General features: G+C 60.9%; 14 protein-coding genes and 1 pseudogene. 9 read left to right on the top strand and 6 right to left on the bottom strand.

Features of this window, described 5'->3' with window-relative positions:
• Positions 1-21: 21 nt before the first annotated feature.
• The gene (gene modF, locus QZ766_RS15130; protein ID WP_297203328.1) at positions 22-1,494 is read right to left on the bottom strand and encodes a molybdate ABC transporter ATP-binding protein ModF; all 1,473 of its coding nucleotides are present in this window, start codon (positions 1,492-1,494) and stop codon (positions 22-24) included.
• A gap of 66 nt (positions 1,495-1,560) precedes the next feature.
• Entirely contained in the window at positions 1,561-2,349 is a 789-nt protein-coding gene (modE, locus tag QZ766_RS15125; RefSeq protein WP_297203325.1) for a molybdenum-dependent transcriptional regulator, read from the bottom strand.
• Between the two features lie 129 nt (positions 2,350-2,478).
• Between modE and QZ766_RS15120 the strand changes: the two genes are divergently transcribed.
• From QZ766_RS15120 to modC, 4 genes are all read left to right on the top strand, one after another.
• Positions 2,479-2,631 (top strand): AcrZ family multidrug efflux pump-associated protein, encoded by a 153-nt coding sequence (locus QZ766_RS15120; protein WP_297203323.1) that lies wholly within the window; start codon positions 2,479-2,481, stop codon positions 2,629-2,631.
• Between the two features lie 159 nt (positions 2,632-2,790).
• The gene (gene modA, locus QZ766_RS15115; RefSeq protein ID WP_297203321.1) at positions 2,791-3,561 is read left to right on the top strand and encodes a molybdate ABC transporter substrate-binding protein; all 771 of its coding nucleotides are present in this window, start codon (positions 2,791-2,793) and stop codon (positions 3,559-3,561) included.
• Positions 3,561-4,250 carry a molybdate ABC transporter permease subunit gene (modB, locus tag QZ766_RS15110; protein ID WP_297203319.1) on the top strand — a complete coding sequence of 230 codons (690 nt, stop codon included), beginning with the start codon at positions 3,561-3,563 and terminating at the stop codon, positions 4,248-4,250. The genes modA and modB overlap by 1 nt, the downstream gene beginning before the upstream one ends.
• A 2-nt stretch (positions 4,251-4,252) precedes the next feature.
• Positions 4,253-5,311 carry a molybdenum ABC transporter ATP-binding protein ModC gene (gene modC / locus QZ766_RS15105; RefSeq protein ID WP_297203430.1) on the top strand — a complete coding sequence of 353 codons (1,059 nt, stop codon included), beginning with the start codon at positions 4,253-4,255 and terminating at the stop codon, positions 5,309-5,311.
• Positions 5,312-5,317: 6 nt separating this feature from the next.
• Here modC and QZ766_RS15100 read toward each other — a convergent pair whose 3' ends face one another.
• The 4 genes from QZ766_RS15100 to QZ766_RS15085 form a co-directional block, all read right to left on the bottom strand.
• A complete protein-coding gene (locus QZ766_RS15100; protein ID WP_297203317.1) occupies positions 5,318-5,887 on the bottom strand; it encodes an alpha/beta hydrolase in 570 nt (189 codons plus the stop codon).
• A gap of 51 nt (positions 5,888-5,938) precedes the next feature.
• Entirely contained in the window at positions 5,939-6,427 is a 489-nt protein-coding gene (locus QZ766_RS15095) for a nuclear transport factor 2 family protein (protein WP_297203315.1), read from the bottom strand.
• A gap of 2 nt (positions 6,428-6,429) precedes the next feature.
• Entirely contained in the window at positions 6,430-6,876 is a 447-nt protein-coding gene (locus tag QZ766_RS15090) for a MoaF N-terminal domain-containing protein (RefSeq protein ID WP_297203313.1), read from the bottom strand.
• A 353-nt stretch (positions 6,877-7,229) separates the two neighbouring features.
• Entirely contained in the window at positions 7,230-8,048 is an 819-nt protein-coding gene (locus QZ766_RS15085; RefSeq protein ID WP_297203311.1) for a pyridoxal phosphatase, read from the bottom strand.
• A 277-nt stretch (positions 8,049-8,325) separates the two neighbouring features.
• Here QZ766_RS15085 and pgl point away from each other — a divergent pair, with 277 nt between their 5' ends.
• The 5 genes and pseudogenes from pgl to QZ766_RS15060 all read left to right on the top strand — a co-directional run.
• On the top strand, positions 8,326-9,321 hold the full coding sequence (pgl, locus tag QZ766_RS15080; protein ID WP_297203309.1) for a 6-phosphogluconolactonase: 996 nt from the start codon (positions 8,326-8,328) through the stop codon (positions 9,319-9,321).
• Positions 9,322-9,443: 122 nt separating this feature from the next.
• The gene (locus tag QZ766_RS15075; RefSeq protein ID WP_297203307.1) at positions 9,444-9,713 is read left to right on the top strand and encodes a YtcA family lipoprotein; all 270 of its coding nucleotides are present in this window, start codon (positions 9,444-9,446) and stop codon (positions 9,711-9,713) included.
• 9 nt (positions 9,714-9,722) lie between these two features.
• On the top strand, positions 9,723-10,775 hold the full coding sequence (mdtN, locus tag QZ766_RS15070; protein WP_297203305.1) for a multidrug transporter subunit MdtN: 1,053 nt from the start codon (positions 9,723-9,725) through the stop codon (positions 10,773-10,775).
• A 1-nt stretch (position 10,776) separates the two neighbouring features.
• Complete coding sequence (locus QZ766_RS15065) at positions 10,777-12,654, top strand: FUSC family protein (RefSeq protein ID WP_297203303.1); 1,878 nt, start codon at positions 10,777-10,779, stop codon at positions 12,652-12,654.
• Positions 12,651-13,002, top strand: a pseudogene (locus QZ766_RS15060) (multidrug resistance transporter); the annotation flags it as partial. The gene QZ766_RS15065 and the pseudogene QZ766_RS15060, both read left to right, overlap by 4 nt.

The raw sequence follows: 13,002 nt of genomic DNA, 5'->3' as shown, positions 1-13,002 counted from the left end.
GCCGCAGCTCCCGAGGCGTGTTCAGCTCACCGCACTAATCTCATAGCGGTAACCCTGCGCGGCGGGTACAAACGCCAGCCGGTGCGTAATACAGTCCGGAGCATCTTCCGCGTGGTGGGAGACAAACAGCAGCTGGGTGTTGCCCTCGCCAATCAGTACATCAATAAAGCGGCGCACCAGCTGCCGGTTAAGTGGATCCAGCCCCTGCAGCGGCTCGTCCAGAATCAGCAGGGTAGGGTGCTTCACCAGCGCCCGCACAATCAGCGCCAGCCGCTGCTGCCCCCACGACAGGCTGTGAAACGGCGCATCGGCGGTGCGCTTGTCCATGCCGAGGATCTCCAGCCAGCCCTGCACCAGCTGGTGCTGACGATCTGATACGGCCTGATAGATGCCGATAGAGTCAAAGTAGCCGGAAAGGATTACGTTGCGCACGTTGGTACTGACCCGATAGTCGAGGTGCAGGCTGCTGCTGACGTAGCCGATGTGCTTTTTAATGTCCCAGATAGTTTCGCCGCTGCCGCGCCGGCGGCCGAACAGCGTTAAATCGTTGCTGTATCCCTGGGGATGATCGCCGGTCACCAGGCTCAGTAACGTCGATTTACCCGCGCCGTTGGGGCCGGTTATCTGCCAGTGTTCCCCGGGATGCACGGTCCAGCTTAAATCGTCGATGATCGCTTTATCGTTGTACGAAACCCGACCGTGATTGAGCGCGATACGCGGCGCCTCTGCCGCCAGCTCGAGCCGGGCAGGCGGGACGTCGGGCTCCGGCAGCGCAATACCCGCCAGGCTCTCACTGTGCGCCAGCTGGGCTACCAGCGCCTGCCCGAGCAAGGCCTGCTTATCGCCGGTTTCCAGCAGCGTGCAGTCTGCCAGCACCCCGGCAAACTGCACGAAGTCGGGAATTTCATCGAAGCGGTTAAGCACCAGCGCCAGCGTCTGGCCCTCCGCGTGCAGGCTCTCCAGCAGCGCCGCCAGCGTTTCCCGTGACGCCACGTCCAGCCCGTCAAAAGGTTCATCGAGGATCAACAGATCCGGCTCAGCCATCAGCGCCTGGCACAGCAGCGTCTTGCGGGTTTCGCCGGTAGAGAGATATTTAAAGCGGCGCGTCAGAAGGTGGTCGATGCCGAAGCGCCGGGCCAGCGCCCCGCAGCGCCCGGCGTCCTTTACCTCTTCCTGAATGATTTCTGCCGCGGTGCGGCCGGTGTCGTCCTCGTCCGCCCCGAGCATATCGGTGTTGTTGCGTTGCCACTCGTCGCTGACCAGCTTCTGCAGCTGCTCGAACGAGACGCGGGTAACGCGCCCGAAACTGCTCTCCCGCGCGCCCGACAGCAGCGTCAGCTCGCCCGCCAGCGCCCTGGCCAGCGCTGATTTTCCGCTGCCGTTGCTGCCGACGAAAGCCCACGATTCGCCGGACTGGAGCGTGAGCGCATCAATGATGAGGGTTTTTGTGTCGCTAAGACGAAACGTGCCTTGCGATATTTGCAATGATGACATGTGGTATCCCGTTTTTTGCAGCGATATGGTTCAGGGATACGTGTTCCGCAGTTTAAAGTCAAGCCGTCAGCACAGGGTCGCCAGGATCGCACGATCGGCGTTAAACCAGGCGATAGCCTCTTCCCCTTCGCGCAAATCGGCGGACTGCTCTCCGGGAACAGTGGCGCAGAGCGTCTGTCCGTCCGGCAGCGTCATGATCACCTCGTTGTGGTAGGGGCCGCGCTCGATATGGGTGATGGTCCCGGCGAGCTGGTTATCAGCGCCCCGGGCGGCAGCGGCATCCCGGGATACGCCGACCCACGGCGCTTTTAGCAGCACCAGAACCTCTTTGCCCTCTTCAAGCCCCAGCCGGTTGCCGCTCTGCGCGGTAATCGCGACTTTCAGGCGAGTTTTACCGTCGGCCAGCAGCACCTCAACGTGTTCCTGCACCTGCTGGCGATCGCGTCCGGTGATGGTGCCGAACCACTGGTTGCGTGCGCTGGTCTGCAGCGAGAAGCGGGAGATGGCTGCCAGCAGGCTATCAAGCGGCAGGGCATCATCGTCGCTCAGCACGTCAAAGGCCTTCTGCTGGATCTGGGCCAGCAGATCGTAAAGCTGAATCAGCCGCTGGCCGTAGCGGGTGAGGGTTGCGCCGCCCCCGCCTTTGCCGCCGGTGGCGCGATCGACGATCGGCTGCTCGCTGAGCAGGTTCATTTCGTTAATCGCATCCCAGGCGCTCTTGTAGCTGATGCCGGCATTTTTCGCGCCCTGGCTAATGGAGCCGGTCTGGTCAACCTGCTTTAGGAGCGCGATGCGGCGGGGATCGGCGAACAGACGCTGCTGGAGCTTAAGCGTAAGGAGGATTTCGGCTTGCATATCAATGTCCTGCTGAAAAGATTGAGCGAGTATAGCGGCTATTATCGCACAGAGCATCGCACAAAAGGGGCGTGTAATTTCTCAATATGCGGTTACAATAATCCGAATATTTTGTCTATGGAGCTGACCATGTTCGAGTTATTGAAAAGTCTGGTATTCGCCATCTGCATGGTACCTGTCGTAATGGCCATCATCCTGGGGCTGATTTACGGTTTGGGAGAAGTTTTCAACATTCTCTCCGGCGTTGGTCACAAAGATAAGCGCCAGCAGCAGAATCACTGATTGTCACGCGCCCGGTACCACCGGGCGTGTATCTCTCTTCCCCGTTAAGTTCTTCATCTCCCTCCTGATATCACCTCACAAAGTCCACATTTATTGCTGGGAAAACATGCCGGATATCGCTATATTTCATCCTACATAACGAATCCACAGGAGTTACCGATGTCACGTACCGTATTGCGCATCGCCGCCGCCGCGATTTTACTGACCGCCGCAGGCCACGCGCTGGCCGACGAGGCGAAAATCACCGTTTTTGCTGCCGCTTCCCTCACTAACGCCATGCAGGATATCGCCAGCGCCTACAAAAAAGAGAAGCATGTTGACGTGGTGTCGTCGTTCGCCTCTTCATCAACCCTGGCGCGGCAGATTGAAGCGGGCGCGCCCGCCGATCTGTTTATTTCCGCCGACCAGAAGTGGATGGACTACGCCGTCGACAAAAAAGCCATTGATACCGCGACCCGGGAAACCCTGCTCGGCAACAGCCTGGTGGTCGTCGCCCCGAAAAGCAGCCCAACCGGCGAGATAGCCATTAATGCGCAAACCAACTGGACGCGCCTGCTCAACGGCGGCCGCCTGGCGGTAGGCAACCCGGATCACGTTCCGGCCGGCATCTACGCCAAAGAGGCGCTGCAGAAGCTGGGCGCGTGGGAAACCCTGTCGCCGAAGCTTGCCCCCGCCGAAGATGTGCGCGGTGCGCTGGCGCTGGTTGAACGCGATGAAGCTCCGCTCGGTATCGTATACGGCTCCGATGCCGTCGCCAGCAAAGGCGTAAAAGTCGTCGGTACCTTCCCGGAAGACTCCCACAAGAAAGTGGAGTACCCGATAGCCATCGTCGACGGGCACAAAAATGCCACCGTGACCGCCTTTTACGATTACCTGAAAGGGCCCCAGGCCAGCGCCATCTTTAAACAGTACGGATTTACCACCCGCTAATGTTGCTGAGCGAACCCGAATGGCAGGCGGTTCTGCTGAGCCTGAAAGTATCCTCTCTGGCCGTGACGTGCAGCCTGCCGTTCGGAATTTTCTTCGCCTGGCTGCTGGTGCGGCGTAATTTTCCCGGCAAGGCGCTGCTCGACAGCCTGATCCACCTGCCGCTGGTGCTGCCACCGGTGGTAGTGGGTTACCTGCTGCTGATCGTGATGGGGCGGCGCGGCGTGGTCGGCAGCTGGCTGTACGACTGGTTCGGTATTACCTTTGCCTTCAGCTGGCGCGGGGCGATGCTGGCCGCGGCGGTAATGTCGTTTCCGCTGATGGTCCGGGCGATTCGGCTGGCGCTGGAAGGCGTGGATGTTAAGCTCGAACAGGCGGCCCGCACCCTCGGCGCCGGGCGCTGGCGGGTTTTTGCCACCATCACGCTGCCGCTGATGCTGCCGGGGATTATCGTCGGCGTGGTGCTGGCCTTTGCCCGCTCCCTCGGCGAATTTGGCGCCACCATTACGTTTGTGTCCAACATCCCCGGCGAAACGCGCACTATCCCCTCGGCGATGTACACCCTGATTCAGATCCCCGGCGGCGAAGAAGCCGCCGCGCGCCTGTGCCTGATCTCCATCGTACTGGCCCTGGCCTCGCTGCTGGTGTCCGAATGGCTGTCGCGCCTCAGCCGCGCGCGGATCGGGAGATAACCATGCTCGAACTCAACTTCAGCCAGACGCTGGGCACGCACAATCTGACCATTAATGAAACGCTACCCGCTACCGGCATTACCGCCATTTTCGGCGTCTCCGGCGCGGGAAAAACGTCGCTGATTAACGCCATCAGCGGCCTGACCCGACCCCAGCAGGGGCGCATCGCCCTCAACGGCCGGGTGCTTAACGACAGCGAAAAAAAGATTTTTCTGTCGCCGGACAAGCGGCGCATTGGCTACGTTTTCCAGGACGCGCGCCTTTTCCCGCACTACAAAGTGCGCGGTAACCTGCGCTACGGCATGGCAAAAAGCATGGCCGGACAGTTCGACAAGCTGGTTGCGCTGCTCGGCATTGAGGAACTGCTCGACAGATTGCCGGGCAGCCTCTCCGGCGGCGAGAAGCAGCGGGTTGCCATCGGCCGGGCGCTGCTCACCGCCCCGGAGCTGCTGCTGCTGGACGAGCCACTGGCCTCGCTGGATATCCCGCGCAAACGCGAGCTGCTGCCCTACCTGCAGCGGCTGGCCCGCGAGATCAACATTCCGATGCTCTACGTCAGCCACTCGCTGGATGAAATCCTGCACCTGGCCGATAAAGTGCTGGTGCTCGAGGGCGGCAGCGTGAAAGCCTTCGGCAATCTGGAAGATATCTGGGGGAGCAGCGTCATGCATCCGTGGCTGCCCCAGGAGCAGCAGAGCAGCATCCTGAAGCTGGCAGTATTAAAGCACCACCCGCGTTATGCGATGACTGCCCTGGCGCTGGGCGAGCAGCACCTGTGGGTCAACAAGCTCGACCTTGATGAGGGCGCATCCGTGCGGGTGCGGGTTCAGGCCTCCGACGTGTCGCTGGTGCTGCAGCCGCCGGTGGACTCCAGCATCCGCAACGTGCTGCGCGCCAGCGTGGTCGCCTGCTTTGACGATGCGGGGCAGGTGGAAGTACAGCTCGATGTTGGCGGCTGGACGCTGTGGGCGCGTATTAGTCCGTGGGCCCGGGACGATCTGGCTGTGCGCCCCGGACTTCGCCTGTGGGCGCAAATTAAGAGCGTCTCCATCACCGCCTGAGCGGGGTCAGGCGCTAAGCTGCTGCGCCAGCAGATCTGCCACCAGGGGCAGGGTGGTGAAGCCCTCCCGATCCAGAAAGTGACCGCAGTCCGGCAGGCCGTATAGCGGCGCTTTCAGCTGCTGGCTCAGGCGCGCGGTATAGAGGGGCGGAACAATCTCGTCGTTGAGTGAAGCCACCACCGCCCGGTGCGGAATGCGCAGAAGTTTTTCCACGTTCGCCAGCGGCGTACGGGTAAAGTTATCTAACATTTCCAGCCCCGGCACCGGCTCGCTGAAGCCGGACACCAGTACGATCCCGCCTGCGCGCTGGGCTTCAGGCCGCTGGCTCAGGTAGCGCAGCACGCTGATGCAGCCGAGGCTGTGGCCGATAAACCACGTATTGCCGTCCACGTCACCGACGCTTTGCGCCAGCGCCGCCTGCCAGCGCGCGTTATCGGGCGCGTCGGAATCGGGCATGGCGGGAATAAACGTTTCCATCCCGAGCGCCTGCGCCTTCTCTTTTAGCCATTGAAACCAGTGATCCTCAGGCGTCGCCATCAGGCCGTGAACGATAAAAAGCCGCTTTTCTCCTGCCATCTGAGCCTCCCGCAGTGATAAAAAGAGGGACCGCGAAGCGGTCCCTGACATTCAGAACATCGTATTATTATTCGCTGACTCTTCCGGCACCTGCTGGTTAACATCCCAGTGCTCGGTGATTTTTCCCTGGTTGTTGACGCGATAAATATCGACGCTGGCGGTCCCGCGATCTTCGGCGCTGTCCTGGTACTTAACGTGGACATACACTAAATCGCCGTTAACCGCGCTGCGAAATATTTGGGCCCGGTAGCCCGGATTATCTTTAAAATGTTGGCTGAAAAAATCCACAAACGGCGTCAGGCCATCCCCCACAAAGGGATTATGCTGCTTATAATCTTCAGCAATCAGCTTCTTCGCTACGCTAATATCGTGGCGGTTAAAGAATCCCTCATAGAGTTCTTCAACCACTCTTAACTTCTGCTGGTTTTGCGCGGCGCTATTTTGCTGATGATTAAATTCTCCGTGGTGCCGGGCTGCAAGCAGCGGGCCGCTTGTTAACAGACCGCCGGCTATTATTACTGCAACAAGAGATGCCTTCATTATTACTCTCCGCCGGAGGGGCCGATAATTTTCAGCGTGCCTTTCAGGTGGGTGAAGCTGTCGTCGACGCTGGCGATGTTGGTGTACACGATACCGCGCTCGTAATCCTGAATGTGGGTCACGTTATCGCCGTTGCCCGGCTCGTGCCAGTACACCATATACACCTTCGGGCGGATCTCTACCGCTGTGTACTGCACTGTGTCGGTAGCATCGGATCCCACGGTGGTAAAGGTCATGCTGGTATCGCTGGTAAAGTCGAGATTAAAGGCCCGGTCGCCGAAAGTGACCTGCACCACTTTCCCCGCGCCAATAAATGGCCGCTGCTGATGCTGTGCGGCATTCGGGCTGCTATTTGCCGTATCGCTTTGCGCCCAGGCTCCGGCAGAAATGAACAGCGCGCCGGATACAACAGCCGATAATACTATTTTACTGTGCTTGAACATTTTCATGATGAGTTTCCACTGGCAGAACAGGAGTTTTAATATTTTATTAAGGTCGAGAAAATTACAAGGCGTAATTTTAACTTTTAGGAATTATTAGATGCCGAGGGTGGTTATCTTTTACTTACCTTTTGGTAATTACGTAAAGGTAAGTTTAGGCTTTAATATATTAATAAATAAAGGGCCGAAGCCCTTTATTCTTAATTGAAGTAATGTTTGTTAAAAAAGAATATACCCGTCATACTTCAAGTTGCTTGGGCGTTGGCTACGCTCGTTCACCCCGGTCACTTACTCCAGTAAGCTCCCGGGGATTCTCTCACTTGCCGCCTTCAAGCAACTCGAATTATTTAGGGTAAAAACAGTTAAAGCAGCTCTTTATAAATATAATCCGCAATGCTGTTTTGCGTATTATCGCCAATCACTACCCGGGCGCGGGCTTTTACCGCGTCATCGGCGTTGCCCATCGCCACGCCGGTGCCGACCGCTTCCAGCATGCTAATATCGTTATAGTTATCACCAAATGCCACCACGTCCTGCATCGACAGGCCGCGGGACTCGATCCAGCGCGCCAGCCGGTAGCCCTTGCTGTTGCCTTTGCGGGCGATATCCACCTGATCGTGCCACGACCACTCGCAGGCGAGATCCAGCGTTTCGGCAGCCTGCGCGGCAAAGACCTGCAGCTTGTCGGTGTCCGATTCGGCGAGGGCAAACTTCCACACTGCGTTAACCTGCCCGGCGGCCTCTTTCAGGGAGGGGACCTGGGTGAAGGAGGGCCGCTGCGCTTCCGGCAGGCTCAGCGCCCAGTTCTGGGTGCGGGTTACGTGGCCGGTTGGGCGCTCGTACATCATGGTGTCGTCCACGTACATCAGACCGTGAATATGGTGCTCGTCGAGCAGATCCAGCAGCGCGCGGGCTTTGTCTACCGGCATCGGATCGCCTTCCAGCACCTTTTTGGCCGGATAATCATACAAGTAGGCACCGTTACAGCAAATGGCCGGTGTCTCCAGCGCCAGAGCCTGGTAAAAAGGGTGGATTGCCACGTGATGCCGCCCGGTGACAATCAGGATCTCATAGCCTGCCTGCCTGGCTTTGGACAGGGCCTCAACTGAAGCCGGGAGAATGGTCTTGTTAGGGAGCAGCAAAGTGCCATCAAGATCGAGTGCTATCACGCGTGCGGTCATATCGACATCCAGTGTAAGAGTTGAAAATAAGCGGTTTATGATGGTACACCCGCGCGCCCGGAGGCAAATTTTTCAGCACTATCCGGTAAATAGCGCGCGGGGAGATCTGCGGGAAGTAAAGGGGGTGAACAGGCGTAAGACGGCATATTGCGCCATGCAGCGCCGGCTGCATTCCAGTAAGCTTGTCACCTGCCGCCCGCAAGCAGCTCGAATTATTGAGGGCATAGAGTATATTTGGGTATCGGGTATTCACCTGCAGTCAAGGAAAGGAGTTTTCATGAAGCAAACTGTTTATACCGCCAGTCCTGAAAGCCAGCAGATCCACGCCTGGCGACTGGACCACGACGGCAGCCTCACGCTGGTTCAGGTGGTTGACGTGCCGGGCCAGGTGCAGCCGATGGTTATCAGCCCCGACAAGCGCTTTCTGTACGTTGGCGTGCGTCCGGAGTTTCGGGTAATCGCCTACCGCATCGCGCCTGACGACGGCGCGCTGACGCCGGTGGGTGAATCTCCGCTGCCCGGCAGCCCGTCGTTTGTCTCCACCGATCGCAGGGGCGAATTCCTGTTCAGCAGCTCTTACAATCAGGCCTGCGTCAGCGTTACGCGTCTGCAAGACGGGCTCCCGACGGGCGTGGTTGACAGCGTGGACGGCCTCGACGGCTGCCACTCGGCAAACATCTCCCCGGACAACCGCACGCTCTGGGTACCGGCGCTGCTGCAGGACCGCATCTGCCTGTTTACCCTAAGCGACGACGGCAAGCTGGTGGCGCAGTCCCCTGCGGAAGTGACCACCGCCGAGGGCGCAGGCCCGCGCCACATGGCGTTCCACCCGAACGGACAGTATGCCTACAGCGTCAACGAGCTGAGCAGCACGGTAAACGTCTGGGAACTGAGTGATCCAAATGGCAACATCGAATGCGTGCAGACCCTGGACATGATGCCGCCGGACTTTACCGGCACCCGCTGGGCCGCCGATATTCACATCACCCCGGACGGACGCCACCTGTACACCTGCGACCGCACCTCCAGCACCATCACCATCTTCACTGTCTCTGCCGACGGCAGCGTGCTGGAGATCCAGGGCTTCCAGCCCACCGAAACCCAGCCGCGCGGCTTTAACGTCGACCACAGCGGAAAATATCTGCTGGCCGTTGGTCAGAAGTCCCATCACCTTGCGGTGTATGAAATTCAGGGCGAGCAGGGGCTGCTCGAAGAGAAAGGGCGCTATGCCGTCGGGCAGGGGCCAATGTGGGTAGTGGTTAACGCGCATTAGACGCGCTGCCGCGCATGCACTCTTACGCATGACAGGTATAATTATGTTATCAATGCGGGCCGGCTGACGGACCCGCTTTTTATTGCGCCATTTTTAATAACCTCTGTTTCAGGACGCGTTGTGTGAAGAGTTTTCCAGCGCCGCTGCGGGCGGCCACCCTGTGCCTTTTTCCTGCCCTTGCAGGCTGTACGCTGTCGCCGTCGATTCCGGTACTCGGCGCCGCCTTTCCGGGCTGGTTCTTCTGCCTGCTGGCCGGGGCGCTGCTGCTGATCCCCTGCCACCTGCTGATTGCCCGCCGGGGATGGCAGCCCCGATTCTCGCCGCTGGTGATTAGCTATCTTGCGCTGATGTTTCTCTTCGCAGCGCTGTTCTGGTTTTTGTTCTTTACCTGATACCTGACTATGACCTCTTCAACCTCTGGTAGTAAAAGTAAAAAGTGGCCGCTGATGGTGTTGGTTATCGCGGCCATCGCGGCGCTTATTCTGGTTATCTGGCAGATGCAGACCTCGCCGCAAACCAATGACGCTTACGTCTATGCCGACACCGTCGACGTGGTACCGGAAGTCAGCGGGCGCATTGAAGAGCTGGCCGTGCGCGAGAACCAGCAGGTCAATAAAGGCGACCTGCTGTTTCGCCTCGACGGGCGCGCCTACCGCGCGATGCTGGCGGACGCCGAATCCCGGCTGGCGGCGCTGGATGCGCAGATTATGCTGACCGGCCGCACTATTCGCGCCCAGCAGTACAACGCCGCGTCGGTCTCCGCCGCCGTTGCCCGGGCCCGGGCGCTGGTGAAGCAAACCACCTCAACGCGCGTTCGGCTGGAGCCGCTGGTGCCGGAAGGCTTTGCCTCTCAGGAGGAGCTGGATCAGGCGCGCACCGCTGAGAAAGCCGCACGTGCCGAGCTGGCGGCCACTCAGCTGCAGGCCAGCCAGGCCGCCGCCGCCGTCACCGGCACCGATGCGATGGTGGCCCAGCGCAGCGGACTGGAAGCGCAGGTGGCGCTGGCAAAACTCAATCTGGAACACGCCGAAGTGCGCGCGCCTTTTAACGGCGTGGTGGTCGGGCTTAAGACTACCGTCGGGCAGTACGTCTCGGCGCTGAAGCCGGTGTTTACCCTGATAGACCGCGACCGCTGGTACGTGGTGGCGAACTTTCGCGAAACGGATCTGGATACCGTCCGGCCCGGCGTCCCGGCCCGCCTGACGGTGATGACCGATCACGCCCGATCGTTCGATGGCGTGGTGGACTCGGTGGGCGCGGGGATTGTCTCCGGCCAGGGTACCAGCCTACCGGGCGGGCTGCCGATTATTGAGCGCAGCATTAACTGGGTTCACGTCTCCCAGCGCTTCCCGGTGCGGATCCTGGTGAAAAATCCCGATCCCGCGCTGTTCCGCATGGGCGCTTCCGCCAGCGCGGTGTTGCTCCCGGACAATTCGACAGGCGCGGCACGCTAGTATGCCGCGCATAGCCCGTTTTCTGGCCGACGAGCTGGCCCCGGCACCGGGCAGGGGAAGCTACACCCTGCGGTTAACCCTCAGCTGCGCGCTGACGATCGTGCTGTTCATGACGCTGCAGATCCCGTTTCTGGCAGTGGCGCTGATCGTGGTGTTTTACGTCAGCCAGCCCAACGTGGTGATGATGAGCCTGGTAGGGGCAGTATTTTTTATCACCATCAGCATCACCATCGCGCTGGTGCTGCTGATCTTTAAATGGACCTACGATTACCCGCTGCTGCGGCTGGTGGCCTCCACGCTGCTGTTTGCCGCCGCCGTTTATCTGATGCGGGTGCTCGGCAAGCTCGGGCTGGCGTTTTTTGTGGTGGCGCTGGCGCTGATCTACGCCCAGACCTTTCCGTCCATGACCGGCCAGAGCGAGATCCTGGTGCGCCTGCTGCTGTGGCTGTGGGCCGCCATCAACGCCGCGGTAGTCCTGACTCTGCTGGTGAACGCCTGCTTCCGCTCGGCATTTCCCGCCCGCCAGTTTCAGACCGGCACCGGGGCACTGTTTCATCTGGCTGCCGCGGCCCTGCGCGGCGGCGATGCGGTCAGCATGCAGGAGATTGCCGCCCGGCTGCCGGCGCTGCAGCTGCAGTTCAAACTCGGCTGCCTGTCGAATCCGGCCATGCGCCGCGACGCCGCCCGCGCCGAGGCGCGAATGGTGGCAGCCATCCGCTGCGCCTGGCTCTCTACTCTGCTGCGGCCCGGGAGCGTTTCGCCTGAGGCCGCGCGGCTGGCGGATGCACTCGACGTGCTTACCCGGGGCGGCGATCTGCTCCCGCTCTCATCGCCCGACGGGCCGAGTGATGTCAACGCTGCCGCCTGCCGGGAAATCGCCGGGGTGCTGGCCGCTCTGGACGCCGGCGCGCCGCTGCGCCTGCCGCCGGAGTGCCGGGAAAAAGAGCCGCTGCTGCTGCCTGACGCCTGGACCAATCCCGCCTATGCCCGCTTCACGCTTAAAACGGTGCTTGCAACTCTGGTCTGCTATCTGTTTTACACCGCCGCGGACTGGCAGGGGATCCACACCATCATGCTCAGCTGCGTGATTGTCGCCCAGCCGGGGCTGGGGGCCACCATGCAGAAAACTGTCCTGCGGGTCGCTGGGGCGCTGCTGGCCACCCTGCTGGCGCTCGGCTGTATCGTCTTTATTCAGCCCCGGGTTGAATCCATCGTCGGGCTGCTGGCGATGGCCCTGCCGGTGATGGCCCTCGGCGCCTGGCTGGCGGCAGGATCTGAACGCATTGCCTACGCCGGGATCCAGATTGCGTTTACCTTCTCGCTGGCGTTCCTGAGCTGGTTCGGGCCGCTGTCGAACCTGACCGAGCTGCGCGACAGGGTTATCGGCATCCTGCTCGGGGTGCTGGTATCGTCACTGTTTCATCTCTATTTGTGGCCGGACAGCGAAGCGCCGCAGCTGCGCGCCCGCATGGCGGACCTCTACCGCCGGGCGGCGGGTTACCTGCGCGCCGCGCCGGGGCAGAGTGAAATCCCATTCTTGCTGGCCCTCAATGAAACCCGGGCGCTGGGGGCCAGAGTCTCTGCCGAGCCGCTGTTTGCCTGGGCCCATCCGCACGCCGACGCCCGCCGGTGGCCTGTGAATCGCGCCCGCGCGCTGGCGCAAATCGCCCTGCGCCAGGGGGATAGGCTGCGGCTGCTTAATTCCGACGCGGCCCGCCTGCGCGCTGACGCCGACGCGCTTGATGCCTACGCCGACCATATCGACTATCCCGACCGGGCGCTGCCTGACATTCCCGCAGACGATCGGCTTGAGCGCAAGCTCGCCGCGCTGCCGGCGTGGTCCGCCGCGCCGCCCGCCCACAGGACTGACACCGTATGAGAGCTACAATCTCTTCTTCCCGACTCGCCGCGCTGCTGGCGGGCTGCCTGGCGCTGACCGGCTGCGCGCTGGTGCGCGACGATCCGGGCCAGACCCGCGCCGTTGACCCCGGACAGGTTCAGCTGGCGGAGGTTATCCACCTTGCCAACAGCGGCTGGCCCGGCGCCCGCTGGTGGGAAGCCTACGGCGATCCCCAGCTGACGATGCTTATCAACCGCGCCCTGCAAAATTCGCCGGGCATTCAGGGCGTCCGCCTGCGGGTCCAGCAGTCGAAGTCCGGCGTGGAGCTGGCGCAGTCGGCGCTGGGGCTGCAAGCCACGGCGGTGGCGGCGCAGAACCGAACCCGGG

The sequence above is a fragment of the uncultured Pluralibacter sp. genome (assembly GCF_913775985.1).
Taxonomy (GTDB): domain Bacteria; phylum Pseudomonadota; class Gammaproteobacteria; order Enterobacterales; family Enterobacteriaceae; genus Pluralibacter.
The sequence above is the reverse complement of the archived record's forward strand: the minus strand, read 5'-3'. Positions and strand labels throughout refer to the sequence as shown.

What these genes read in the sequence shown, in the direction of transcription:
- modF (WP_297203328.1), bottom strand. Translation starts at nt 1,494, where the DNA reads ATGTCATCATTGCAAATATCGCAAGGCACGTTTCGTCTTAGCGACACA.
- modE (WP_297203325.1), bottom strand. Translation starts at nt 2,349, where the DNA reads ATGCAAGCCGAAATCCTCCTTACGCTTAAGCTCCAGCAGCGTCTGTTC.
- QZ766_RS15120 (WP_297203323.1), top strand. Translation starts at nt 2,479, where the DNA reads ATGTTCGAGTTATTGAAAAGTCTGGTATTCGCCATCTGCATGGTACCT.
- modA (WP_297203321.1), top strand. Translation starts at nt 2,791, where the DNA reads ATGTCACGTACCGTATTGCGCATCGCCGCCGCCGCGATTTTACTGACC.
- modB (WP_297203319.1), top strand. Translation starts at nt 3,561, where the DNA reads ATGTTGCTGAGCGAACCCGAATGGCAGGCGGTTCTGCTGAGCCTGAAA.
- modC (WP_297203430.1), top strand. Translation starts at nt 4,253, where the DNA reads ATGCTCGAACTCAACTTCAGCCAGACGCTGGGCACGCACAATCTGACC.
- QZ766_RS15100 (WP_297203317.1), bottom strand. Translation starts at nt 5,887, where the DNA reads ATGGCAGGAGAAAAGCGGCTTTTTATCGTTCACGGCCTGATGGCGACG.
- QZ766_RS15095 (WP_297203315.1), bottom strand. Translation starts at nt 6,427, where the DNA reads ATGAAGGCATCTCTTGTTGCAGTAATAATAGCCGGCGGTCTGTTAACA.
- QZ766_RS15090 (WP_297203313.1), bottom strand. Translation starts at nt 6,876, where the DNA reads ATGAAAATGTTCAAGCACAGTAAAATAGTATTATCGGCTGTTGTATCC.
- QZ766_RS15085 (WP_297203311.1), bottom strand. Translation starts at nt 8,048, where the DNA reads ATGACCGCACGCGTGATAGCACTCGATCTTGATGGCACTTTGCTGCTC.
- pgl (WP_297203309.1), top strand. Translation starts at nt 8,326, where the DNA reads ATGAAGCAAACTGTTTATACCGCCAGTCCTGAAAGCCAGCAGATCCAC.
- mdtN (WP_297203305.1), top strand. Translation starts at nt 9,723, where the DNA reads ATGACCTCTTCAACCTCTGGTAGTAAAAGTAAAAAGTGGCCGCTGATG.
- QZ766_RS15065 (WP_297203303.1), top strand. Translation starts at nt 10,777, where the DNA reads ATGCCGCGCATAGCCCGTTTTCTGGCCGACGAGCTGGCCCCGGCACCG.